The sequence below is a fragment of the Mesorhizobium sp. M1307 genome, from assembly GCF_040318155.1.
GTDB lineage: Bacteria > Pseudomonadota > Alphaproteobacteria > Rhizobiales > Rhizobiaceae > Mesorhizobium.
The window spans coordinates 17,717-42,565 of sequence record NZ_JAMYLR010000018.1; the positions used below are offsets into that span (position 1 = coordinate 17,717).

Here is a 24,849-nt window from a genome sequence, read left to right on the forward strand (position 1 = left end):
TCTAGATCGAGAAGCTGGTGCCGCAGCCGCAGGAGGCGACCGCATTGGGGTTTCTGATCTGGAACGACTGGCCCATCAGATCGTCAACGAAATCGATCACCGAGCCGCCCATATAGACCAGCGACAGGTCGTCGATCAGCACGGTGGCGCCGTCCTTTTCGATGGCGACGTCGTCGTCATTGCGCCTGTCGACCAGGTCGAATTTGTAGGAGAAGCCGGAACAGCCGCCGCCCTCGACCGAAACGCGCAGCGCCGTCTTACCGGCTTCGCTCGCCACAATCTTGGCGATTCGCCTGGCGGCGGCGTCGGTCATCTCGACTTTCATGGCGGTCTTGGCATCAGCGCCCATGGGCGTCACCTTGCTTTCGGTTTCGTATGATAGGTATGAAGCGCGACGGGGCAAGTCAACTGCGGCATACGCTATGACCAACGAGTTGGGCGACATCGGATTCGGCTATCGGCCGCGCGCGGCCTATGCCAGCGACCCGGCGAAGTCGCGCGGGCGGCTGTTCGACGAGGTGGAAAGCCCGACGCGTACGCCGTTCCAGCGCGACCGCGACCGCATCATCCATTCGACGGCGTTCCGCCGGCTCAAGCACAAGACGCAAGTGTTCGTCGCGCACGAAGGCGACCATTACCGCACGAGGCTGACGCATTCGATCGAGGTAGCGCAAATCGCACGCGCTCTGGCGCGGGCGCTGCGCGGCGACGAGGACCTGGCCGAGGCGGTCGCCCTGGTGCACGACTTCGGCCACACGCCCTTCGGCCATACCGGCGAGGACGCGCTGAACGAGAAGATGGCCGCCTGGGGCGGCTTCGACCACAATGCGCAGTCGCTGCGTGTGGTGACGCGGCTGGAGCGGCGCTATGCCGAGTTCGATGGACTGAACCTCACCTGGGAAACGCTGGAGGGGCTGGTCAAGCACAATGGCCCGCTGACCGATGCCAAGGGCAAAGGGCTGAAGGGGCCGGTGCCGCAGGCGATCCGCGACTATTCCGAACTGCACGACCTCGAGCTCGACCGCTTCGCCGGTATCGAGGCGCAGTGCGCGGCGATTGCCGACGACATTGCCTACAACACCCACGACATCGATGACGGCTTGAGGGCAGGGCTGTTGACGCTCGATATGCTGGAGGGCGTCTCGCTGCCGGGGTCGATCCTCAAGGGCGTGCGTCAGCGCTATCCGGCGCTCGATGACGTACGCACCGGCCACGAGCTGATGCGCCGGCAGATCACCATCATGGTCGAGGACGTGATCGTCTCGACGACGGCCAATCTGGCGCGCATCCAGCCCGACAGCGCCGAAGCGGTAAGGGCGGCCGGCGAGACGATGGTGAGCTTCTCCGCCGAGACGGCCGTATCGGAAAAGGAGCTGAAGGCCTTTCTCTACAAGCACCTCTACCGGCATGCGGAGGTCATGCGGGTGCGCGCCGATGCCGACCAGATCGTCAGGGACCTGTTCGACGTCTATTTCGCCGATCCGCGCGCCATGCCGGATGGCTGGCGCGAAGGGCTCGACCGGGCAGAGGACCGCGTCAAGGCGCGCAGTGTTGCCGATTTCCTGGCCGGCATGACGGACACTTATGCGCTCAAGGAACACAGGCGTTTGTTTGACCATACGCCGGATTTGAGCTAGGGCGGGCGCGATTTTGCCGGCCAACGCGCCGGATCCATGCAAAACCGTCAGAGCCATAGCAATGAACATCTTCGCCGATTTCAACGCGCGAATCATAAAGGCCGTCGAAGCGCTTGATTTGAAAGACAAGGATGGCGCGTCGCCGGACCTGTCGCGCATCGCCGTCGAGCCGCCGCGCGATGCCAGCCATGGCGACCTCGCGACCAACGCTGCCATGGTGTTGGCCAAGCCGACCGGCCAGAGCCCGCGTGCGCTGGCCGAAAGGCTGGCCGAGGCGCTGCGCGCCGACGAGGATATCGCGGCCGCCGAGATCGCCGGCCCGGGCTTCGTCAATCTCAGGCTCAAGGACGGCTTCTGGCAGGCGCATCTGACGGCGCTGCTCGGCGAAGGCCGCAATTACGGCCGCTCGACTGTCGGCGGCGGCAAGAAAACCAATGTCGAATATGTCTCGGCCAACCCGACCGGGCCGATGCATGTCGGCCATTGCCGGGGTGCCGTGGTCGGCGACGCGCTGGCCAATCTGATGGCCTTCGCCGGTTATGACGTGACCAAGGAATACGTCATCAACGATGCCGGTTCGCAGATCGACGTGCTCGGACGCTCAGTCATGCTGCGCTACCGCGAAGCGCTCGGCGACGAGATCGGCGACATTCCGCCCGGGCTTTATCCAGGCGATTATCTGATCCCCGTTGGTCAGGCGCTGGCCAGCGAATTCGGCCGCTCCCTGCTGCAGATGCCGGACGAAGAGGCGCTTGCCATCGTCAAGGACAGGACGATCGATGCGATGATGGCGATGATCCGTGAGGATCTGGCGCTGCTCAACGTGCATCACGACGTCTTCTTCTCCGAGCGGACGCTGCATGCGAACAACGCCCGCAAGATACGCTCGGCGATCAGCGACCTGACGCTGAAGGGCCACATCTATAAGGGCAAGCTGCCGCCGCCCAAGGGCGAGAAGCCGGACGACTGGGAGGACCGCGAGCAGACGCTGTTCCGCTCGACGGCAGTCGGAGACGACATGGACCGGGCGCTGGTCAAGTCGGACGGCACCTTCACCTATTTCGCCGCCGATGTCGCTTACCTCAAGGACAAGGTCGATCGCGGCTTCGTCGATCTGATCTATGTGCTTGGCGCCGATCATGGCGGCTACGTGAAGCGGCTGGAAGCGCTTGCCCGGGCGATTGCCGGCGACGAGGTCAAGCTTACCGTGCTGCTTTGCCAGCTGGTGAGGCTGTTTCGCGCCGGCGAGCCGGTGCGTATGTCGAAGCGGTCGGGCGAGTTCGTGACCTTGCGCGAAGTGGTGGAGGAGGTCGGCCGCGACCCGATCCGCTTCATGATGCTCTACCGCAAGAACGACGCGCCGCTCGACTTCGACTTCGCCAAGGTGACCGAGCAGTCGAAGGACAATCCGGTGTTCTACGTGCAGTATGCTTCGGCGCGCTGCCATTCGGTATTCCGGCAGGCGAGCGAGCAATTGGGCGAGGCCATGTTCGACCGCAACCAGCTGGCCGCCGAAGTGGCTTTGCTGACCGATGAGGGGGAGATCGGCCTGATCAGGAAGCTCGCCGAATATCCTCGGCTGATCGAAGCCGCGGCGCTCGCGCTCGAGCCCCACCGGCTGGCATTTTACCTCTACGAACTCGCTTCCAGCTTCCACGGACACTGGAACCGGGGCACCGATAATCCCGACTTACGTTTTGTTAAGGTTAACGACCGACAATTGACGCATGCCAGACTAGGGCTGGTGCAGGCTGTTTCGGATGTTTTGACGTCCGGCCTGACGCTGATCGGAGCCAATGCGCCCACCGAAATGCGTTAGGTTTGAGTAAAAAACCTGTCACCTTTTGCCCACATTGCGCTGGTAAGGGCCAACCCTACGCGACGTCCATGGCGTCCGAATGAGTGCGAGTTCGGGAACAATAATGGCAGACAGAACCCAGCTGAGAGCAGCCGACCACAACGACATCGCCAACGATGATCCGTTCGCGGAACTGACCAGGATCATGGGGTTCGACCCGCGCCAGCCGGTCAAACCGCAAACGCCGGCCCAGCCGAAAACCGCTGCCGCCGAACCGTCGGTGGACGAGGGCGATTTCGAGATCGATCTCGAGAAGGAGTTGATGGGCGAATTCGGCGCCGACGCCAACGACAATGCTTCCCCTGCCAAGCTTCGCGAGCCGACACCCGAACCGGCCGCCGCCGACGAAATGGAGGACGCGCTTGCTGCCTCGTTCGAACAGAATTTCGCGTTCGACGACAGTGCGGCGGATGACGCTGCTCCTGTTGCGGCCGCTCCTGTTGCCGACGAAATTGCCTCCGGCCCCGAAAGGGCGTTCGCTCCCGCCGTCGAGCCGGAACTCGACGACGAGTTCGATAACGCCGTCGCCGGCTCGCTCGAAGACGTGTCGCCGTTCGAGGACGACCTTTCGAGTGACGACGAACTTGCCGCCTCGCTCGACCAGGATTTTCGGCACGACGACGGTGTGACGGCCAAGATCGCGGTGACCGGCGAGGATGAACCCAGGGCCGCAGCCGAGGCGATCGAGCCGGTCGACGAGCCCGCCTTCGACGATGAGTTCGACAGCGCCGTGGCAAGTTCGCTCGAAGACGAGCTGATGCTCGAAGAGCATGAGCCGATGGAGCAGACCGTCGCCGTTGAAACCGCCGCGCAAGCGGCCGCGTTCGATGACGAGTTCGACGATGCCGTTGCAAACTCGCTCGAAGACGAGCTGATGTTCGACGAGCATGAGCCGGCGGAAAACGTCGCCGTCCCGGCATCGCCGGTTGAGGCGGCCGATGAGGATCTTGCCGGCCATTTCGATGATGCCATGGCCGATGTCGACATGGACTTCGACGTTCGCCCGAACGAGCCTGCCGAAATCGAAGAACCAGAGTTTATCGAAGAGCGGTCGATTGAAGAGCCAGAGGCCGCCCGGCTTTCCGGCACGGCCGCTGAAGCGGCGTTCGACGACGATTTCGATCTGAGCTTCGACGATGCGCCTGCCGAGGAAGCCGAAGAGCCCGTGGCGCAAGGTGCGGCCGAACCAGTGGCGCCGGCCGCTGTCGTCCCGACGGCCCCAGTGGCTGAGGAACGCAGCCTGGAAGACGAACTGAACGCGCTGCTCGGTGCGATGAGCACACGGCCGGCACAAGCGGTCAACGAACCTCAGACAAGCCCGCAGACTGCCCAGCAGCCTGCCCAGAAGCCCGTGATGGCTGTTCAGCAGCCCATTGCGCCGGTAATTCAGAAGCCAGCAGTGGCTGCTGAACAGCCAATGGCGGCGGTCAAAGACGTCGCCAACGAACCGGTGCATGCTGTCGACGAGCTGGATTGGGAACTCGACGAGCACGAGCCCGCTGAGCCGCCGCAGTCCAGTGCCGCCGATGACGCCGATCTTGGCAGTGTCCTCCTCGATGAGCTTGAAGGCGAGAATTTCGGTGTTGAAGCCGCTGCCGGACCTGCGGATGATCTAGACAGCGATGCGCTCGATGCCGACTTCGCCAGGAACATCGGCCTGGATCATGACTCGGCCGACAAGAGTGCGGCAGCTGCTGCCGAAGAAGACCCGCTCGATGCGCTGAACTGGCTGACGACACGCGCCACGCCGCCCGAGCCGGCCCGCTCGTGGAGCCGCGTGACGCCGGTCGCACAGCCTCAGCCTGCCTTTGCAAGCCAGCCGGTGGCTTCGGCGCGTCCGGCACCACCGCCGCAGCCGGCTGCAACGCCGTCCTATCGGGCCGCACCGGTCGAAGAGAGGCCGTCCTATGAAGGCCAGGCATCCCGTGAAGATAGGTCATCCTATGAAGATCGGCCCGCCTACGTGGAAGCTGCACCAACCTCGCATCAACAGCCTTCCGCCTATGACGAGATGCCCGATGTCGAGACGGTCGACGTGCCCGAGCGCGTCGTGGCGCTGGCGGACGATCTCGACATTCCGGAGCTCAACTTCGACGATGACGAGCCGGTGGCGCCCGCCTACGACGATCTCGATGCCGATTTTGCCAGCCTTCTCACCGAAATGAATGCAACGGATATAGCGCCTGCCCCGGTGCGCAGTGCTGGCTATGACGATGAATACGATGCCGGCTTCGCGTCTGGCTACAAGCAAGATCGTAGCGAGACGCGCGCCTATGGCGCCAAGCCTGCGGAAGCCCCCGTCAGCGCGGCGGCCGCTTCCTATGCCGATGCAGCGGACGGTTTCGATCTGGGCCCATCGCCTGGCGGCCAGCCGGTTTCGCAAGCCGACGATTTCACCTTCGATGAGCTCGACTACGATCCCGAACTGGACGAGGAGATGTCGGTTCCGGGCCTTGCCGAACGCGGAGCCGAAAGGCAGCCGCGCAGGCGCGGGCTGCTGATAGGAGCGGTGGTCGGCGCCGTGGCGATCGCCGGAGGCCTTGGCGCCTTTGCGTTGACCCTCGGCGGCAAGAGCGGCGGCGATGCGCCGGTTATCGTCAAGGCCGACAACAGGCCGATCAAGATCAAGCCGGAAAATCCAGGCGGCACCGTAGTGCCGAACCAGGACAACAAGGTCTATGACGCTGTGGTCAAGGGCGCCAAGCCCGCCGAGCCGGTTCAGCAGAAGCTGGTCACCAACACCGAAGAGCCCGTGGACCTGAAGGCCAACGAACCGGAGAGCCGCGTCGTCGATCTTTCGCCCAATGACCCCGATGCCGCAGACGATATCGACGCGCCCGGCGCCGTGGCGTCCGACACCGACGGGTCTGGCACCAATGCGCCCGGCACTAACGCGCCTGACTCCAGCGCGCTTGGCGCCAGTGCGGCTGGCGCTACCGAAACCGCCGCCGCACCGGCGCCCAAGTCCGAGGATCGCATCGCGCAGGTTCTGCAGGAGGCCGAGAAGGGTGCAAGCCCCGAGATCGTCGCCGTTGCGCCGCGCAAGGTACGGACCATGGTCGTGAAACCTGACGGCTCGCTGGTGGCGCGCGAGGATCCGGCGCCTGCCGCCCCGCAGATGGCTGCTGCCGAGCCGGCCGATCCGGCGCCGCAGCACGTGGCTCCGGCCGCCCAGGCCGACGCCGCGGCGCAGACCGGCACCGTGCCCCTGATCGACCAAATAACAAGCGATCCGAAGATTGGCGACCAGCCGAGTGGCGATCAGGCGAGCGGCGATCAGGCCGAAACCTCCAAGCTGCAGCCGGCGCCCAAGCCCGACACAAAGGCTGAAGCCAAGGCCCAGGCGTCAGCCAGCAAGCAGTCCGCCAGCACCCCGGCCACGGTTCCGGTGGCGCCGCAGCGCCCGTCCGACCAGCCGGTCGACGTGGTCGGCGAGGTCAAGCCCGATCAGGTCGCTTCCATCGATCCGGCCGCGGCCGGGGCTGGTTCGTGGTCGATACAGATCGCTTCGCAGCCGACAGTCGAAAGCGCCCAGGCGACTTACCAGGATCTGCAGCGCCGCTACGGCAGCGTGCTTTCCGGCCGCACCGCCAACATCGTCAAGGCCGAGATCGCCGGCAAGGGCACCTTCTACCGCGTCCGCGTTCCGGCGCAGTCTCGCAACGAGGCTATCAAACTGTGCACCAGCTACAAGGCTGCCGGCGGCAATTGCTTCGTGTCCCACTAGGCACCAAAACCTCTCGAAAAGCCGGCGTCCGCGCCGGCTTTTTTGCGTGAACGGAAACCACTGAAGGCAATTGCGGGCGATTCCCTTTGTCGGCGCGAAGCTCTAAACTGTTCCGCATGACCGAATCAAAATCCATGATCCTCGGCTGCGCCGGGAAATCACTGACCCGCGACGAGATCCGTTTCTATCGCAACGAATGCCCGTGGGGCTTCATCCTGTTTGCGCGCAATATCGGCGAGACCGAGCAGATCCGCGATCTGGTCGCCGCGATGCGCGACTGCGTCGGGCGTGCGGATGCGCCGGTGTTCATCGACCAGGAGGGCGGCCGGGTGCAGCGCCTACGGCCGCCGCTGGCGCCGAACTATCCGGCTGCCGGTGCACTCGGCGCCTTGTGGCGCGACGACCATGACGCCGGCACCCGTGCCGCATGGCTGATGGCGCGGCTGCATGCCTTCGACCTGCTGCGCTACGGCATCACGGCGGATTGCCTGCCGGTGCTCGACGTGCCGATCGAGGGCGCCAGCGACGTCATCGGCGCGCGCGCCTATGGCAAGGAGCCGCGCGCCGTCATCGAATTAGGTCGCGCCGCGGCGGAAGGCCTGATGGCGGGCGGCGTGCTGCCGGTGATGAAGCATATTCCCGGTCATGGAAGGGCCTTCGCCGACACGCATTTCGAACTGCCGACCGTCGACGCCTCGATCGGCGACCTGCAGCGGCATGATTTTGCCCCGTTCAGGGAGCTCAACCATTTGCCGATGGCGATGACGGCGCATGTCGTCTATAGCGCGATCGACCCGAAGAACCCGGCCACCACATCCGGCAAGGTCATCGAAAAGATCATCCGCGACGAAATCGGCTTCGACGGCCTGTTGATGAGCGACGACACCTCGATGAAGGCACTTTCTGGGGATTTCCCGTCAAAGGCGGCCGCTATCCTTGCGGCGGGCTGCGATCTGGTCCTTCACTGCAACGGCGTGTTCGAGGAGATGGCCGGCATTGCATCGCGCACGACCGGGCTGGAAGGCAAGTCGTTGGAGCGCGCGGAGCGGGCGCTGACCTATATCAGGAACCGTGACGTGGCGGACGAGACCGAGATTCGGGCCGAATTTGCCAGTTATTTCGACGCGGTGGCCTAGCATCAAAGGAAGCGAAGTGGCGGAAACATTGGACCTGAAGGCCGGCAAGGCCGCACCGATGGACCGCTTGTGGGCCGAGAACGACGATTCCCGGCTGACCGGCGATCCGGCGTTGGTCGTCGATGTGGCCGGTTTCGAAGGTCCGCTCGATCTTCTGCTGCATCTTGCCCGCAATCAGAAGGTCGACCTGTCGCGCATCTCGATCCTGGCGCTGGCCGAACAGTATCTGGCGTTCGTCGAGAAGGTGAGGGCGCTGAGGCTGGAGCTTGCCGCCGACTACCTGGTGATGGCGGCATGGCTGGCCTTCCTCAAGTCGAAGCTCCTGATCCCCAAGCAGCCCGGCGACGAAGGCGAAAGCGGCGAGGAACTGGCGGCGGTGCTGCAGTTCCGGCTGAAGCGGCTGGAGGCGATGCGCGACGCGGCGGCACGGCTGGTCAACCGCAACCGGCTCGGACGCGACGTGTTTGCACGCGGCATGCCGGAAATGGTCATCGTCGAGAAGCGCAATGCTTATTCGGCCTCGCTCTACGACCTGTTGACCGCCTATGCCCAGCAGCGCCAGAAGCAGGCAATAACCAATGTGACGATCGCCAGGCGCGGCGTGTGGTCGCTCAAGGATGCGCGCGACGTGCTGACCAGGCTGATCGGGTCGCTGCGCGACTGGACGGCGCTCGACAGTTTCCTGGTCGAATATCTGGCCGGCCCGGAAGAGCGGCGCACCGCGATTGCCAGCTCGTTTGCGGCGACGCTGGAACTGGTGCGCGAAGGCAAGATGGAAATGCGGCAGGACCAGGTGTTCGCGCCGCTTTATCTGCGCGGCCGCGCCCAGGTCATCAAGATAGTCGAGGTAACACCATGAGCGAACGCGCCAACGCTTCGGTCATTCCGTTCAAGGTCGACGACGACGCCGAGCAAGGCGCGGTCGCCGAGAACCCGGCACAAGATCAGGGGCAGAATTTGTCGCGGAATCCTGGCGAGCGGCTGCATATGGCGGAGGCCGTACGGATGGCCGAGGCGATCGTATTCGCCAGCGCCGAGCCGGTCAGCGAAAAACAGCTCACTTCGCGACTGCCCGACGGCATCAACATTGCCGCGGCAATGGCCGAACTGCAGCAGATCTATGCGCGGCGCGGCGTCAATCTGGTGCGCGTCGGCGATGCCTGGGCGTTTCGCACCGCCGGCGACCTCGCCTTCCTGATGAGCCGTGACACGGTGCAGCAGCGCAAACTGTCCCGCGCTGCCCTCGAAGTGCTGGCGATCATCGCCTACCACCAGCCGGTAACGCGCGCCGAGATCGAGGACATCCGTGGCGTCGAGACGTCAAAGGGGACGCTCGACACGCTGATGGAGACCGAATGGGTGCGGATGCGCGGCCGGCGTCGCACGCCCGGCCGTCCCGTCACTTATGGCACGACCGACATTTTCCTCGACCATTTCGCACTGGAGGAGATACGCGATCTCCCCGGCATGGAGGAATTGAAGGGTGCGGGGCTGCTGTCCGGCCGCATGCCGTCGAATTTCTCGGTGCCGCTGCCGCCGGCCGACCCCGATGCGCTCACCGACGACGAGGATCCGCTGACCGACATCGACCTCGAGGAACTCGGCCTTTTGACCCCGCGCGTCACGGAAGATTGACCCGAGCGCCATCTTAAAGCCATAGGCAGGGCGGAACTGCGCCGATTGGTAGCGGGCTGCTGTGCCGAAAGTGCGTGACATCTGCCACTCATTCATGAACTCTGTCGCAGTTCTGTTTGAATCCGAACCCGAAAGCGCATAGATCAGCGTCTGGGAAACCGTTCGAGAGAGATTTGCTATGGGTTCATTTTCGATTTGGCACTGGATGATCGTTCTGGTGATCGTGCTGCTGGTCTTCGGCCGCGGCAAGATCCCTGAGTTGATGGGCGACATGGCCAAGGGCATCAAGAGCTTCAAGAAGGGCATGGCCGACGACGACACTGCTGAGGACAAGCGTACCGTCGAACACCGTTCCGACGAAACCGTTTCGGTACCGAAGGAAAAGGCCAGCAAAGGCTGAGCCCCAACACTTTAGTCGGAACGTATAGCCATGTTCGAAGTCGGCTGGACCGAGATGCTGGTGATCGCGATCGTCATGATCGTGGTCGTCGGGCCCAAGGATTTGCCCAACATGCTGCGCACCTTCGGCCGCACAACGGCGAAGCTGCGCGCCATGGCCTCCGATTTCCAGCGGCAGTTCAACGACGCACTGAAGGAAGCCGAGCTCGACGACGTCAAGAAGTCGGTCGATTCGCTGAGAAGCCTCAATCCGGCGGCCGAGATCAGGAAACAGCTCAATCCATTCGAGCAGGCGGCCGCTGACGTCCGTTCCGGCGTCGATGCCGTGATGAAACCCAAGCCGGTCGTCGATCCCGCCACTTCGACAGAACAGGCAGCCGAGCCGCTGAAGAACGGCGCAACGACGATGCCGGGCGTCAGTCCGCCGGAGCCGACGCCGGCCACGCCGATCTTTCCGGCGATGACGGACGAGTCCGTCGTGGCACCGGCAGTGCAGGCGCAAACGACTGCAGCGGCCGTGCCGCAAAAAGCATCGGCGGCAAAGAAGAAGCCGGCGTCTGCGAAAGCAGCGGCTGCCGTGCCGGCCAAGCCGGCAAAGACCGCTGCGCCAAAGGCCGCCACGAAAGCTGAGCCGAAAGCTCAATCGGCAGCAACGAAGAAGCCGGCCGCCAGGAAAACGGCGGGAGCCGCAAAGTGAGCACTTCGGATAAGGAAAAGGACGAAATCGAGAAATCGTCGGCTCCGCTGATGGAGCATCTGATCGAGTTGCGCCGGCGGCTGATGTGGTCGATCGGCGGTTTCTTCGTCGCTTTTCTTGTGTGCTTCTTCTTCGCCAAGAAGCTGTTCAACCTGCTGGTCATTCCGTTCAGATGGGCTACGCAATGGGCCGGGCTCGACCCGCACAAGGTCGAGCTGATCTATACGGCACCGCAGGAATTCTTCTTTACCCAGGTCAAGCTCGCCATGTTTGGCGGCATGGTCATCGCCTTTCCGCTGATCGCCACGCAGATCTACAAATTCATCGCGCCCGGCCTCTACAAGAACGAGCGCAATGCCTTCCTGCCGTTCCTGATCGCCTCGCCGATCCTGTTCCTGATGGGCGCGTCGCTGGTCTATTTCTTCTTCACGCCGATGGTGATGTGGTTCTTCCTCGCCATGCAGCAGACCGGCACCAACGACCAGGTGCAGATTTCGCTGCTGCCGAAAGTGTCCGAATATCTCAGCCTGATCATGACGCTGATCTTCTCCTTCGGCCTGGTGTTCCAGCTGCCGGTGGTGACAAGCCTGATGACGCGGGTCGGCATGCTGTCGTCCACGGCCCTGGCCGAGAAGCGCAAATGGGCGATCGTCATCGCCTTCGTCGTGGCGGCGGTGCTGACGCCGCCCGACCCGATGAGCCAGATCGGCCTCGCCATTCCGACGATCCTGCTCTACGAGGTCTCGATCTGGTCGGCCCGGCTGATCGAACGCAGCAAGGAGCGCGACCGTGTGGCCCGCGAAAAGCAGGACGCCACCGAAGAGGTGGCCGAAAAGCCGGCGGACGCGTCTTCGACATAGGTTCGGTTGAAGCGGGCAGCATTTTTTTGCCGGCCATAGCAACTTTGTTCTTGCTTTGTGCCGGCAGCTATGCTACTAATTTAGGTATGGTGCCAATTGGCTCCAAAAACCCGCCTCTCGAGGCGGGTTTTTGTTTCCAGGGTTCTTTCGATCGAACGTTGCGCGTGCTGCCTACCTGAGGTCGGCGCGAAGGAACTCTGCCTTGACGTCTTGTATCGATGCGGTTTACGCCCTCTGGTCTTTGTTTTGGGCATTTCCTTGCCCCGAAACCGCCGTGCCGAGGACGAACAGACCATGCTTGACATCAAATGGATTCGCGACAACCCGAAGGCCCTTGTCGAGGCGCTCCAGAAGCGCTCGTGGTCGGCTGAGGATGCGCAGTCCACGGTCGACGACCTGATCGGCGCGGATGAGGCGCGGCGCGAGCATCTGACCGAGCTGCAGACCAGGCAGGAACGCCGCAACGCCGCATCGAAGGAGATCGGCAATGCCATGCGCTCGGGCGATGCAGCTCTTGCCGAAAGGCTGAAGGCCGAGGTCGGCGAGATTAAGGCCTTCATCCAGAATGGCGAGGCGCGCGAGCGCGAGCTCGACAAGGCGCTGAACGATGCGCTGGCAGTGCTGCCAAACGTGCCGTTCGACGACGCGCCGGTCGGCAAGGACGAGCACGACAACGTCGTCAAGCGTGTCGTCGGCGAGGTGCCGACGCGGCCGAACTGGGTGAAGGAGCATTTCGAGATCGGCGAAGTGCTCGGCATGATGGATTTCGAGCGGGCAGCACGGCTTTCCGGCTCGCGCTTCACCGTGCTCAAAAGCGGCCTGGCGCGGATGGAACGCGCGCTCGGCCAGTTCATGCTGGATCTGCACACCACCGAGCACGGCTATATAGAGATCCAGCCGCCGTTGATGGTGCGCGACGAGGTGCTTTTCGGGACCGGGCAACTGCCGAAATTCGAAGAGGATTTATTCTTCGTTCGGCACGGGGACGGCAGGCTTGGCCTAATCCCAACCGCCGAAGTGCCGCTCACCAATCTCGTTCGCGACGAGATCATGCCGCACGAAAAACTGCCGCTGCGCTATACGGCGCTGACGCCGTGCTTCCGCTCCGAGGCGGGCTCGGCCGGGCGCGACACGCGCGGCATGCTGCGCCAGCACCAGTTCTACAAGGTCGAGCTGGTGTCGATCACCGACCAGGAGACTTCGGTTGCCGAGCATGAGCGCATGACCGAATGCGCCGAGGAGGTGCTGAAGCGGCTCGGCCTGCCGTTCCGCACCATGACGCTGTGCACCGGCGACATGGGCTTTGGCGCGCGCAAGACCTATGACATCGAGGTCTGGCTGCCCGGCCAGAATGCCTATCGCGAGATATCGTCGTGCTCGGTATGCGGCGATTTCCAGGCGCGGCGCATGGACGCCCGCTACAAGGACAAGGACGGCAAGGGCAACCGCTTCGTCCACACGCTGAACGGTTCGGGCACCGCCGTCGGCCGCGCGCTCATTGCCGTCATCGAAAATTATCAGAACGAGGACGGCAGCGTAACCATTCCTGAAGCGCTTCGGCCTTACATGGGCGGTCTGGAAAAGATCGAATCATCGAAGTGACAAGCTTGTCGGCCCCGCGTTCCTTCGCGCCCCCCTCTGTCCTGCCGGACATCTCCCCCTCAAGGGGGGAGATTGCGCCGTCATCACAGCTTTCGCCAACTGTTGGCGTAGCAAGGAAGGCGGCGGCTACGGAATTGCCGATCTCCCCCCTTGAGGGGGAGATGCCAAGCGGTGGAAAAGAGGGCAGGACAGAGGGGGGTATCGTAGAGCGCTGCCGTCAATCCAATTCTGCAAAGGCGGTCTCATGCGCATCCTTCTGACCAACGACGACGGCATCCATGCCGAGGGCCTTGCGTCGCTCGAACGCATCGCGCGCACGCTGTCGGACGACGTCTGGGTGGTGGCACCGGAACAGGATCAGTCCGGCTATGCGCATTCGCTGTCGATCTCGGAGCCGCTGCGGCTCAGGAAAATCGGCGAAAAGCACTTTGCGGTGCGCGGAACGCCGACCGATTGCGTCATCATGGGCGTGAAGAAGATCCTGCCCGAAGCGCCTGACCTGATCCTGTCCGGCGTCAATTCCGGCGCCAACATCGCCGACGACGTCACCTATTCGGGCACGGTCGCCGGCGCCATGGAAGGCGCGCTGCTCGGCGTGCGATCGATCGCCATCAGCCAGGCCTATTCCTATGTCGGCGAGGACCGCGTCGTTCCCTACGAGACCACCGAAGCGCTGGCGCCGGCCCTGCTTGAAAAGCTCGTCGCCATGCCGTTGCCGGACGGCGTGCTGCTCAACGTCAATTTTCCGAACTGTGCGCCGGAAGAGATCGCCGGAACTGTAGTCACTTCGCAGGGGAAGCTGGTCCACAGCCTGTGGGTCGACGAGCGGCGCGACGGGCGCGGCCTGCCTTACTACTGGCTCCGCTTCGGCCGCGAGCCAGTCGAGGGCAAGCAAGGCACCGACCTCCATGCCTTGCGCAATCGGCTGGTGTCGGTGACGCCGCTGCAGCTCGATCTCACCGCGCATGAAATCCGCGATCAACTGGCCAAGGCGCTCGCATGAACTTGAACCACGCTGCAACGGTCGACGAGCGCGAAGGTTTCGCTGCCTTCCTGCTTCGCCTGCGCGGCAGGGGGACGGTGCCGAAGGCGCTGATCGCCGCCTTCGAGGCGACGCCGCGGCGCGGCTTTCTGTCTCCGCATTTCCACTCGATAGCCTGGTCGGACCGTATGCTGCCGATCGAATGCGGCGAGGCCATCGAAGGCGCCGACCTGCAGGCGGCGGTGATCGCGGCACTTGCCATCGAGCCGGGCAACCGGGTGCTCGAGATCGGCACCGGGTCCGGCTACACGGCGGCGGTGATGTCGCGGCTTGCCGCGCGGATCGTCACCATCGACCGTTACAAGACGCTGGCCGAACAGGCCCGGCAGCGCCTCGAGGCACTCGCCATCGGCAATGTCATCGTGCGCCAGGCGGACGGTTCCAACGGGCTGGCCAACGAAGCGCCGTTCGACCGCATCGTCGCCTGGGCGGCCTTCGACAGCCTGCCGCGCTTTCTCCTCGACCAATTGTCGAGCGGCGGCATCGTCATCGCGCCGATCGGACCCGACGAAGGCGAGCAGATGCTGGCCAAGCTGACCAAGGTCGGCAGCCGCTTCGAACGCGAGGATATCGGCCTGGTGCGCCTGCAGCCGATCCTGCACGGTGTCGCCGCGGTCATCTAGACTGTGTCGATATTCAGGTGAGGCCGGCCTGCAAAATGGCGGCTTCCTCCGCTTCCGGCCTTCGCCGGCCGAAGCATTCATAAGAGGTCGCGGCAGTTAAGGCTATGGCCGGCGTAGGCCGGTGCTCACGTACCCAAAAGTACGCTCCGCTCCGGTTCTCGGAACCCACCATTTTCGGCTCCGCCTGACCTGAATCTCGACACACCCGGCGCTCGATCCTCGAATATTTTAAGAAAATTTGCGTCTGATTCTACAGGTTTAACCGACCGGTAACATTAACGCGCTTTAATCACACTCAGTTGTACCGGGTCTGTGCGGGTTAGTGCGATGCAATTCAGTGTTTTGAAGGCAAACGGACGCAATCTGGCGCGTGGCTGCGCCGTCCTCATGATCGCAGGCGCTGCGACGGGGTGTAGTTCCCAGGTGGCGCGGTTCAACAGCGTCGATGACGTGTTCACCGCCTCGACTAACAACCAGCGCGCCATCATCGACAAGCAGGATGCTGCCCAGCCCTATCCGGGCGATGTTGCGGCCGCGCCGGTCGACGGCAGCCACACCCAGTCGGTCAGCCGCTCAAGCCTCGAACCGGTTACGGCGCAGCAGTTGCCACCGCCGGCTCCCGCCCTGGCACCCGCCGCCCGCCCGGTGCGTACCGCTGCCGCGCCGGCGATGGCGCCTGCCGCTCCTCGTGTCGACAGGACGGCAACCGGCACCGTCGCTCCGGCGGCAAGGCCGTTCAAGAACGCCGAGCCCGACGCGCCGCGCATGGCGACGGCCGCCGGCGCACCGCATGCAACCGAGATCGTCGTCAAGGACGGCGAGACCATTTCCGGCCTGTCTCGGCGCTACGGCGTGCCGGCCGATGCCATCATGAAAGTCAACGGGCTGAGCGCGACCAAGGGGCTGAAGACCGGCCAGAAGCTCGTCATCCCGGCCTATGCGTATTCGAGCAACGGCGCCACGCCGAAAGTCGCCGACGCCAAGCCCGCGAACGGCACCAGGCACGACCAGCCGGCCGACGCGCCGGAGAAGGTGGCCGTGCTGCCGCAGCAACCGAAGCTCAGGGAAGGCAAGTCTGCCGCGCAGGTGGACGCCTCGGCTGCCGCGAGCCAGCCGAAGGATGGAAAGGCCGCGCCCAAAGTGGCTTCGGCGACGGCCAAGCCAGCCGGTGCCGGCGGCACCTACACGGTTCAGCAAGGCGATACGCTGTCGGCCATCGCCAGAAAGACCGGCGTCGGCGTCGTCGCGTTGAAGCAGGCGAACGGCATGCAGGATGGACTGCTCAAGATCGGCCAGACCCTGAAAGTGCCGGCAGGCGGAACCGCTGTTGTCGCCGGTGCGAAGCCGGCAAAGGTCGATCCGGTGACGACGGCCACCACCCAGCCGCCTGCCAAGGCCACGCCGACGCAGACGCTCGCCTCCTACACGCCGCCAAAGAAGGACGCGAAAGTCATCCAGCAGGCCGAGGACGACGACGCGGTGGCGCCGGACGCAACGGGCATCGGCAAGATGCGCTGGCCGGTGCGCGGCCGCGTGATCTCAAGCTTCGGCGGCGGCAAGGACGGCGTCGACATTGCCGTGCCCGAGGGGACGCCGGTCAAGGCAGCTGAAAACGGCGTCGTCATCTATGCCGGTGACGGCCTCAAGGAATTCGGCAACACAGTGCTGGTGCGTCACGAAAACGGCCTGGTCACCGTCTACGGCCACACCAGCTCGATCGAGGTGCAGCGCGGCCAGAAGGTCAAGCGCGGCCAGGAAATCGCCCTGTCCGGCATGAGCGGCACCACCGACTCGCCGAAACTGCATTTCGAAGTGCGCAAGAACTCGGCGCCGGTCGATCCTTCGACCTATCTCGAATAGATGACGAAAGCGATTTGCGGGCCACCTGACCTTCAGCCCGCCGAGGAAGTCCGCTCCGCAAGGTGCGGGCTTCTTCTGCTGTTAGTCGTTGAGCGGCTAATCCTTGAGCGGCTTGCCGAGCCGGCCTGCCAGATCCTGGGTGAACTGCCAGGCGACGCGGCCCGAACGGCTGCCCCGCGTCGTCGCCCATTCCAGCGCCTCGGCGCGCAGCGTCTCGGGATCGATGGCGAGATCGTGATGGCGGACATAGCCGTCGATCATATCGAGATATTCGTCCTGCGAACATTTGTGGAAGCCAAGCCACAGGCCGAAACGGTCCGACAGCGAAACCTTTTCCTCGACCGCTTCGGACGGATTGATCGCCGTCGAGCGCTCATTATCGATCATGTCGCGCGGCAACAGATGCCGCCGGTTCGAGGTGGCGTAGAAGATGACGTTGGCCGGGCGGCCCTCGACGCCGCCTTCAAGCGCTGCCTTCAGCGATTTATAGGACGTGTCGTCATGGTCGAATGACAGGTCGTCGCAGAACAGGATGAAGCGGAAGGGTGCTGCCTTCAGCAGGCCCATCAGCTTCGGCAGCGTGTCGATGTCTTCGCGATGGATCTCGATAAGCTTGAGCGGCAGATCGAGGTTGGCCGAAGCGTTGACCGCGGCGTGCACCGCCTTGACCAGCGACGATTTGCCCATGCCGCGCGCGCCCCACAACAGCACGTTGTTGGCAGCATAGCCTGAGGCAAAGCGCTCGGTGTTGTCGACCAATATGTCGCGGACGCGATCGACCCCGCGGATCAGGCCGATGTCGACGCGGTTGACCTTGAGCACCGGCTCCAGATAGCCGGGATCGGCCTGCCAGACGAAGCAATCGGCCTCGCCGAGGTTGGTTTGCGGCACCGGCGGCGGGGCGAGGCGAGCGACCGCCTCGATCAGGCGGTCGAGCTTCTGGCTCAGGGTATCGATGGTGCTGTCGGTCATCTCTTGTCTTTTTTGTTTCGCTTTCGGGATGGTGCGGCAGGCCAACCTACCTGATTTCAGCGGTTTCGAAACTCGTCCCAAGCATTTGTTCGGGCATGATCTTTTGCGGAAACCGAGCGTCGCTTTTCGGGATCACCCTCTAACACGGCTCACCAGGCCGGAAAAGCAGCCGATTTGCCCGGCGGCGCAGTTGCATTGGCAACGTTACCGACTATATTCCGGCCAAATTTGGCGGGGCCGTCAAATTCCCAGAACGGTTAAGGCGGCTGTTTTTAAAATTCAGGAGTACCTCGATGTTCGTGACACCGGCATACGCCCAAGGCATCGGCGGGGACTCGTCCGCAATGTTTATCCAGATCGTGCCGTTTGCTCTGATTTTCGTGATCATGTATTTTCTGATCATCCGGCCGCAGCGCACGCAGCTAAAGAAGCGCGGCGAGATGCTGGCGGCGGTTCGTCGCGGCGATACCGTTGTCACCGGCGGCGGCTTGGTCGGCAAGGTGACCAAGGTGATCGACGATAACGAGCTGGAGATCGACCTTGGCGGCGGCACCAAGGTGACGGCGCTGCGCTCGACGATCGCCGACGTACGCGTCAAGGGCGAGCCGGTGGCAAACCAGAACGCCAAGAAATAACCGAATTGTCGGCGGAACGATCCGCCAGTACGCCCTGACGGACGACGCCATATGCTTTATTTTTCGCGCTTCAAGATGATCCTGATCTGGCTGGCCGTGGCCGCCACAGTGGTCCTCGCTGCGCCCAACCTTTTTTCCGCCAGCACGCTGGCCAAGCTTCCCGACTGGGTGCCGAAGCGGCAGATGACGCTCGGCCTCGACCTGCAGGGCGGCTCGCACATCCTGCTCAGGATGGATCCGAACGATCTGATCAAGGATCGGCTGGAGACGACGCGCGACGAAATCAGGACGCTGCTGCGCGATGCCAAGATCGGCTATACCGGCCTTGCCGGGTCGGGGCGCACGGTGCAGGTCCGCATCACCGATCCCGCACAGATCGACGCCGCCAAGAACGCATTGAAGCCGTTGACCAATCCGGTGGCGGCCGGCCTGTTCAGCGGCGGCTCCGTCCAGGAGATGACCCTGGATGATTCCGAGGCCGGCCTGCTTAAATTCACCGTCACCGATGCCGGCATCAAATACCGTACGTCGACGGCGCTGACCCAGTCGATCGAGGTCGTCAGCCGTCGTGTCAACGAACTGGGAACGACCGAGCCGATCGTGCAGCGGCAAGGGGACGACCGCATCCTTGTGCAGGTGCCTGGTTTGCAGGACCCGCAACGGCTGAAGGAAATTCTCGGCCAGACCGCCAAGCTGACCTTCCAGATGGTCGACCAATCGATGCCGGTGCAGGATGCGCTGAACGGCCGTCCGCCGCCGGGGTCCTCGGTGCTGTATTCGCAGGACGATCCGCCGGTTCCGTATCTGATCGAGAACCGCGTCATTGTTTCGGGTGAAAACCTCGTCGATGCCCAGGCGACGTTCAACTCGCAGACCAATGAGCCGGTGGTTTCGTTCCGCTTCGATTCCAAGGGGGCGCAGCGGTTCGGCCAGGCGACAGCGCAGAATGTCGGCAAGCTGTTTGCCATCATCCTCGACAACCAGGTGATTTCGGCGCCGCGGATCAACGAACCGATTCCTGGCGGTTCCGGCCAGATATCGGGGAATTTCACCGCCGAGAGCGCCAACGATCTCGCCGTGCTGCTGCGCGCCGGCGCCTTGCCGGCGACGCTCACCGTGATCGAGGAGCGCACCGTGGGGCCTGGCCTCGGCCAGGACTCCATCCATGCCGGCAAGGTCGCCGGCATCATCGGCTCGATCCTAGTGGTGGCGTTCATGTTCGTCGCCTACGGTTTCCTCGGCTTCCTCGCCAACATCGCGCTGGCGGTGCATGTCGCGATGATCGTCGGGCTGCTGTCGCTGCTTGGCGCGACGCTGACCTTGCCGGGTATCGCCGGTATCGTGCTGACCATCGGCATGGCGGTCGATTCGAACGTGCTGATCTATGAGCGTATTCGCGAGGAGCGACGTGCCGGCCGCTCGGTGATCCAGGCGATCGATACCGGCTTCAGCAAGGCGCTGGCGACCATCGTCGATTCCAACGTCACTTCGCTGATTGCCACCGTGGTGCTGTTCTACCTCGGCACCGGGCCGGTGAAGGGTTTTGCCGTCACCTATGCCATCGGCATCCTGACCACGGTCTTCACCGCCTTCACCTTCACGCGCCTGCTGGTGTCGATCTGGCTTCGCCGCGCCCGTCCGAAGGAGTTGCCACGCGCGCCGGTGACCTTCATTCCGCCGGGAACGAAAATTCCGTTCATGGGCATCCGCCGCTGGACGTTCACGCTCTCGAGCGTGCTTTCGGTGCTGTCGGTCATCGGCTTCATGACCATCGACATCAATTACGGCATCGATTTCAAGGGCGGCTCGCTGATCGAGGTGCAGTCCAAGGCCGGCAATGCCGATCTGGCCGACATCCGCGGCAGGCTAACGGAACTCAATATCGGCGAGGTGCAGGTTCAACAATTCGGCGAGCCGAACGACGTTCTGATCCGCGTCGGTACCCAGGAGGGCGGCGAGAATGCCGAGCAGACCGTCATCGACAAGGTGCGCGGCGAGCTGCAGGACCAGTATGATTTCCGCCGCGTCGAAGTGGTCGGGCCGACGGTCTCGGGCGAGCTTGCCAAGCAAGGCACCATTGCCATGCTGGTCGCGCTGCTCGGCATCCTGATCTATGTCTGGTTCCGCTTCGAATGGCAGTTCGCGGTCGGCGCCATCGTTGCGACCGTTCACGACGTGGTCATGACGATCGGCTTCTTCGTCCTCACCGGCCTCGAATTCAACCAATCGTCGCTGGCGGCGATCCTTACCATCATCGGTTATTCGCTCAACGATACGATCGTCGTCTATGACCGCGTTCGCGAGGATCTGCGAAAATACAAGCGAATGCCGCTGCCGCAATTGCTGAACAACGCCATCAACGAGACGCTGTCGAGGACGACGCTGACCTCGGTGACAACGATCCTGGCGCTGCTGGCCCTGGTGCTGTTCGGCGGCGAGGTGATCCGCTCGTTCACCATGGCCATGCTGTTCGGCGTCGTGTTCGGCACCTATTCGTCGATATTCATCGCCGCGCCGCTGCTCATCCTGTTCAAGTTGCGGCCGCAGGCCGCGGCGTCGGACGAGGAAAAGCCGGTGGGCGGCGGCAAAGCCATAGCCACCTGACGGCTTGCCTCAAAAGTGGCCAAGGGCATCGTCATCCGCGAGGCGCATTTCCCCGGCCGCGCACCGATCGAGGCTTACGGCAATGGCGGTTTCCGCTTTGCCGACATGTCGCATCGCGGCTCGCTGCTGTGCCTGCCTTCTGGCATCTATGGCTGGGAGCCGGCCGATCCGTTGGCGCTGACGGCAGCGGATTTCACCAAGCTGTTCAACGAGGCCGCCAAGGTCGAGATCCTGCTGGTCGGCAGCGGCAAGGACCTGAGGCCGTTGCCGGCCGCGCTGCGTGCCGCGCTGAAGGACGCCGGCATTTCCGCCGATCCGATGTCGACCGGGGCGGCTGTGCGGACCTACAATGTGCTGCTGGCGGAAAACCGCGCCGTGGCCGCAGCACTCATCGCCGTCGACTGACGTGGCCGAAAACACCAAAGTCGCCATGGAGACGGTGCGCGCCGCCGATCATGACCGCTATCTGACCGCGCTCTACGCGCCCGAAGACAAGCGGGACGCGCTGTTTTCGCTCTATGCCTTCAACGCCGAAATTGCCGGCATACGCGATCGCATCCGCGAAGCGCTGCCGGGCGAGGTCCGGCTGCAATGGTGGCGCGATGTCATCGCCGGCCAAGAGGATGGGGCTGAGGTCGGCCATCCCGTGGCGGACGCGCTAAGGGCGACTATTTCCACTCATCGCCTGCCCAAGGCTGCTTTCGACAATATGCTCGAAGCGCGCATCTTCGATCTCTATGACGACCCGATGCCGTCGCGCACCGACCTCGAAGGCTATTGCGGCGAGACTGCCGCCGCGCTCATCCAGCTTGCGGCGATCGTGCTCGATCCGGTCCAAGCACCACGCTTTGCCGAACTTGCCGGCAGGGCAGGTTGTGCGCAGGCGATGACCGGTCTCCTGCTTCTGCTGCCGCTGCATCGCAAGCGGGGACAGTGCTTTGTCCCGGCCGATATTTTGGCGGCGGCGGGATCGTCGCCGCAAGAGTTCGTTACAGGTGACGGCGGGCCGGGCGCGGAACGCGCCGTTGCCGCGATGATCGCGCTGGCACGGGAACATCTTTCCGCTTTCGAGCAGGGGGCGTCCGTTTTGCCGGTTTCATTGCGCCCGGCCTTTCTGCCGCTGGCTCTTTCGGGCGCCTATCTCGACAAGATGGAGCGCGCCCGCCACTCACCGCTTGATAGCGCGGTGCGGCTCTCTGTCCTGCGCCGGCATTGGCTTTTGTTCCGGCGAGCGACGCGAGGCTGGCCGGCCGCATAGAGGCTGCCGCGTAGCCAACCTGATCGTTATTCCGCCGCTTCCGCCCGAAAAGGCAGCCCCAGCCATTCGCGGCAGTCGGCGAGCGCGCGCGATGTCACCGCGTGCCGCTTGGCGACCGTCTTGTCCTTGCCACGCAGCCGCTTGCCCTCGATCTTTGGCGCGTCCACGGGCGGGAACAGGCCGAAATTGACATTCATCGGCTGGAAGGAGCGCTTCCCCGGCTCGTCGTCGGAGACAATATGGCCACCAGTGATGTGGTTGAGCAGCGCGCCGAAAGCGCTGGTCAAGGGCGGCAGCGACGGCGCGTGGCCAAGCCTTTCGGCGGCGGCAAAGCGCCCGGCAAGCAGGCCGATGGCGGCACTCTCGACATAGCCTTCGCAGCCAGTGATCTGGCCGGCAAAACGCAAGCCGGGTCGCGATTTCAACTGCAGCGACGCATCGAGCAGCGTCGGCGAATTGATATAGGTGTTGCGGTGCAGGCCGCCGAGGCGGGCGAACTCGGCGTGTTCCAGCCCGGGAATGGTGCGGAATATGCGCACCTGCTCGGCATGCTTCAGCTTGGTCTGGAAGCCGACCATGTTGTAGAGCGTGCCCAGCGCATTGTCCTGGCGGAGCTGGACGACGGCATACGCCTTTACAGACGGATTATGCGCATTGGTCAGTCCCATCGGCTTCATCGGCCCGTAGCGCAATGTCTCGACGCCGCGCTCGGCCATCACCTCGATCGGCAGGCAGCCGTCGAAATAGGGCGTGCCTTCCCATTGCTTGAATTCGGTCTTCTGGCCGTCGACCAGCGCCTGCACGAAGGCAAGGTACTGCTCCTTGTCCATCGGGCAGTTGATGTAATCCTTGCCGGTGCCGCCGGGACCGACCTTGTCGTAGCGCGACTGGAACCAGCAGATATCCATGTCGATCGTGTCGAAATGGACGATCGGCGCGATGGCATCGAAAAAGGCGAGCGCGTCGGCGCCGGTTGCTTCCGCAATCGATTGGGCGAGCGAAGGCGCCGTCAGCGGGCCGGTGGCAACGATCGCCTGGTCCCACTCCGCCGACGGCAGGCCGGGCACTTCCTCGCGACGAATGGTGATGAGCGGGTGGGCTTCGAGCTTTCTGGTGACCGCTTCGGAAAATCCGTCGCGGTCGACGGCCAGCGCACCGCCGGCCGGCACCTGATGGGCGTCGCCGGCGCTCATGATCAGTGAACCAGCCAGCCGCATTTCGGCGTGCAGCAGGCCGACGGCATTGGTTTGCGCATCGTCGGAGCGGAAGGAGTTGGAACAGACGAGCTCGGCCAGCCCGTCGGTCTTATGCGCGTCGGTACCGCGGACGGGGCGCATTTCATGCAGGACAACGGGAACGCCGGCTTCGGCCGCCTGCCAGGCGGCTTCGGAGCCGGCGAGACCGCCGCCGATAACGTGAATGGGGTTCTTGTCCATGAGCGCCGAAATAGTCGCTTGGCGCAAGGATTGCAATTGCCAGGGATCGCACCGCAAGTGGGCTGCTGCGGAATATTGCCCAAAACAACAACACCCGCCGGGGGAGGAGGTCCGGCGGGTGTCGTTTTGTTGGTCGATCCTCGGGAGGAGGTGAAGATCGACCGTATTCGTCATCGCCGGGGAGGAGGTCGGCTTTGACGAAATTCCTTTCGCCATTTGAAAGGGTGCGAAACCCTTTTTGAAACAGCGCCCGCCGGGGGAGGAGGTCCGGCGGGCGCCGTTTTTGTGGTCAACCCTCGGGAGGAGGTGAAGGCTGACCGTATCCGTCAGGGTCGGGGAGGAGGTCGACCCTGGCGAAATTCTTGTGGTTAGATCGCCCTGCGAGCGACCATCTTGATCTCGTCGCGGACGATGCCGAGATCGTTGAGCTGGCGATTCGACAGGCGACCCAGCTCGGTAACCGTCTCGCGGTAGACGCGCCAGTTACGATAGTTGCGGATCAGGTTCATTGTCGTTCTCTTTTCAAAACTGGTTCGGACCATTTGCGGCCCGAAGGATTAGACCGCCTTGCGGGCGACGTAGTGAATGTCGCTGCGGCTGATGCCGAGGTCGGTCAGTTCACGGGTGCTCAGGCGGTTCAGCTCGGACACGGTGTCCCTATAGCGGCGCCAGTTGCGATAGTTGCGGATCAGGTTCATGGTAGTCTCGTTTCGTCTTTCTTTCGGATCATTCCGTCATTGTGTGCACCGTGAAAATAGGTGGGGTCATATCGATTTAAAAGCGCTATTGGTGCATGGCAGCAATGCAAATTGTGCAATGCAGCATTAACGCGCGTCCGGTTTTCCGCCCAGATCGGAAAACGCCGTTA

Annotated in this window: 22 protein-coding genes; 17 read left to right on the plus strand and 5 right to left on the minus strand. The window is 63.5% G+C overall.

Translation table 11 applies throughout. The features are described from left to right. Position 1: 1 nt before the first annotated feature. Entirely contained in the window at positions 2 to 349 is a 348-nt protein-coding gene (gene erpA, locus NKH16_RS19890; RefSeq protein WP_254818314.1) for an iron-sulfur cluster insertion protein ErpA, read from the minus strand. 73 nt (positions 350 to 422) lie between these two features. Here erpA and NKH16_RS19895 point away from each other — a divergent pair, with 73 nt between their 5' ends. The 13 genes from NKH16_RS19895 (at position 423) to NKH16_RS19955 (ending at position 17,076) form a co-directional block, all read left to right on the plus strand. Then, positions 423 to 1,637 (plus strand): deoxyguanosinetriphosphate triphosphohydrolase, encoded by a 1,215-nt coding sequence (locus NKH16_RS19895; protein WP_352539736.1) that lies wholly within the window; start codon positions 423 to 425, stop codon positions 1,635 to 1,637. A gap of 61 nt (positions 1,638 to 1,698) precedes the next feature. Beyond that, complete coding sequence (gene argS / locus NKH16_RS19900; RefSeq protein ID WP_352746023.1) at positions 1,699 to 3,456, plus strand: arginine--tRNA ligase; 1,758 nt, start codon at positions 1,699 to 1,701, stop codon at positions 3,454 to 3,456. Between the two features lie 103 nt (positions 3,457 to 3,559). Next, entirely contained in the window at positions 3,560 to 7,222 is a 3,663-nt protein-coding gene (locus NKH16_RS19905; protein ID WP_352746024.1) for an SPOR domain-containing protein, read from the plus strand. Positions 7,223 to 7,338: 116 nt separating this feature from the next. After that, positions 7,339 to 8,358, plus strand: a complete 1,020-nt coding sequence (gene nagZ / locus NKH16_RS19910; RefSeq protein ID WP_352822145.1) for a beta-N-acetylhexosaminidase — start codon at positions 7,339 to 7,341, stop codon at positions 8,356 to 8,358. A gap of 58 nt (positions 8,359 to 8,416) precedes the next feature. Further along, a complete protein-coding gene (locus tag NKH16_RS19915) occupies positions 8,417 to 9,217 on the plus strand; it encodes a segregation and condensation protein A (protein ID WP_352746110.1) in 801 nt (266 codons plus the stop codon). Next, positions 9,214 to 9,993, plus strand: a complete 780-nt coding sequence (gene scpB / locus NKH16_RS19920; RefSeq protein WP_352744654.1) for an SMC-Scp complex subunit ScpB — start codon at positions 9,214 to 9,216, stop codon at positions 9,991 to 9,993. The genes NKH16_RS19915 and scpB overlap by 4 nt, the downstream gene beginning before the upstream one ends. A gap of 178 nt (positions 9,994 to 10,171) precedes the next feature. Continuing rightward, on the plus strand, positions 10,172 to 10,393 hold the full coding sequence (locus NKH16_RS19925) for a twin-arginine translocase TatA/TatE family subunit (protein ID WP_352451388.1): 222 nt from the start codon (positions 10,172 to 10,174) through the stop codon (positions 10,391 to 10,393). A 30-nt stretch (positions 10,394 to 10,423) separates the two neighbouring features. Then, entirely contained in the window at positions 10,424 to 11,089 is a 666-nt protein-coding gene (tatB, locus tag NKH16_RS19930) for a Sec-independent protein translocase protein TatB (RefSeq protein ID WP_352451387.1), read from the plus strand. Beyond that, positions 11,086 to 11,949 (plus strand): twin-arginine translocase subunit TatC, encoded by an 864-nt coding sequence (gene tatC / locus NKH16_RS19935; protein WP_352746028.1) that lies wholly within the window; start codon positions 11,086 to 11,088, stop codon positions 11,947 to 11,949. The genes tatB and tatC overlap by 4 nt, the downstream gene beginning before the upstream one ends. A 294-nt stretch (positions 11,950 to 12,243) precedes the next feature. After that, complete coding sequence (gene serS / locus NKH16_RS19940) at positions 12,244 to 13,551, plus strand: serine--tRNA ligase (RefSeq protein ID WP_352746031.1); 1,308 nt, start codon at positions 12,244 to 12,246, stop codon at positions 13,549 to 13,551. Between the two features lie 244 nt (positions 13,552 to 13,795). Then, the gene (gene surE, locus NKH16_RS19945; RefSeq protein ID WP_352467008.1) at positions 13,796 to 14,554 is read left to right on the plus strand and encodes a 5'/3'-nucleotidase SurE; all 759 of its coding nucleotides are present in this window, start codon (positions 13,796 to 13,798) and stop codon (positions 14,552 to 14,554) included. Further along, on the plus strand, positions 14,551 to 15,216 hold the full coding sequence (locus NKH16_RS19950) for a protein-L-isoaspartate(D-aspartate) O-methyltransferase (RefSeq protein WP_352746036.1): 666 nt from the start codon (positions 14,551 to 14,553) through the stop codon (positions 15,214 to 15,216). The genes surE and NKH16_RS19950 overlap by 4 nt, the downstream gene beginning before the upstream one ends. A 327-nt stretch (positions 15,217 to 15,543) precedes the next feature. Further along, entirely contained in the window at positions 15,544 to 17,076 is a 1,533-nt protein-coding gene (locus tag NKH16_RS19955) for a peptidoglycan DD-metalloendopeptidase family protein (protein ID WP_352539744.1), read from the plus strand. Between the two features lie 96 nt (positions 17,077 to 17,172). On the opposite strand, the gene NKH16_RS19960 is transcribed toward NKH16_RS19955, so the two are convergent. Further along, on the minus strand, positions 17,173 to 18,048 hold the full coding sequence (locus NKH16_RS19960; protein ID WP_352746039.1) for an ATP-binding protein: 876 nt from the start codon (positions 18,046 to 18,048) through the stop codon (positions 17,173 to 17,175). A gap of 293 nt (positions 18,049 to 18,341) precedes the next feature. Here NKH16_RS19960 and yajC point away from each other — a divergent pair, with 293 nt between their 5' ends. Genes yajC through NKH16_RS19980 form a run of 4 tightly spaced genes read left to right on the plus strand, consistent with a single transcriptional unit; the run spans position 18,342 to position 22,545 of the window. Continuing rightward, the gene (gene yajC / locus NKH16_RS19965; protein WP_352451381.1) at positions 18,342 to 18,683 is read left to right on the plus strand and encodes a preprotein translocase subunit YajC; all 342 of its coding nucleotides are present in this window, start codon (positions 18,342 to 18,344) and stop codon (positions 18,681 to 18,683) included. 51 nt (positions 18,684 to 18,734) lie between these two features. Then, a complete protein-coding gene (gene secDF, locus NKH16_RS19970; RefSeq protein WP_352746041.1) occupies positions 18,735 to 21,287 on the plus strand; it encodes a protein translocase subunit SecDF in 2,553 nt (850 codons plus the stop codon). A gap of 15 nt (positions 21,288 to 21,302) precedes the next feature. Beyond that, the gene (locus NKH16_RS19975) at positions 21,303 to 21,692 is read left to right on the plus strand and encodes an Mth938-like domain-containing protein (RefSeq protein WP_352746044.1); all 390 of its coding nucleotides are present in this window, start codon (positions 21,303 to 21,305) and stop codon (positions 21,690 to 21,692) included. Positions 21,693 to 21,717: 25 nt separating this feature from the next. After that, positions 21,718 to 22,545: a phytoene/squalene synthase family protein gene (locus tag NKH16_RS19980; protein ID WP_502894939.1), complete on the plus strand. Its 828-nt coding sequence runs from the start codon at positions 21,718 to 21,720 to the stop codon at positions 22,543 to 22,545. A gap of 26 nt (positions 22,546 to 22,571) precedes the next feature. Here the strand turns inward: NKH16_RS19980 and trmFO are convergent, their stop codons facing one another. The 3 genes from trmFO to NKH16_RS19995 all read right to left on the minus strand — a co-directional run bounded on the left by trmFO (position 22,572) and on the right by NKH16_RS19995 (position 24,679). Beyond that, a complete protein-coding gene (gene trmFO / locus NKH16_RS19985; RefSeq protein WP_352746050.1) occupies positions 22,572 to 23,981 on the minus strand; it encodes a methylenetetrahydrofolate--tRNA-(uracil(54)-C(5))-methyltransferase (FADH(2)-oxidizing) TrmFO in 1,410 nt (469 codons plus the stop codon). Between the two features lie 368 nt (positions 23,982 to 24,349). Further along, the gene (locus NKH16_RS19990; RefSeq protein ID WP_023678914.1) at positions 24,350 to 24,490 is read right to left on the minus strand and encodes a DUF1127 domain-containing protein; all 141 of its coding nucleotides are present in this window, start codon (positions 24,488 to 24,490) and stop codon (positions 24,350 to 24,352) included. 48 nt (positions 24,491 to 24,538) lie between these two features. Then, positions 24,539 to 24,679 (minus strand): DUF1127 domain-containing protein, encoded by a 141-nt coding sequence (locus tag NKH16_RS19995; RefSeq protein WP_023678913.1) that lies wholly within the window; start codon positions 24,677 to 24,679, stop codon positions 24,539 to 24,541. Positions 24,680 to 24,849 lie beyond the last annotated feature (170 nt).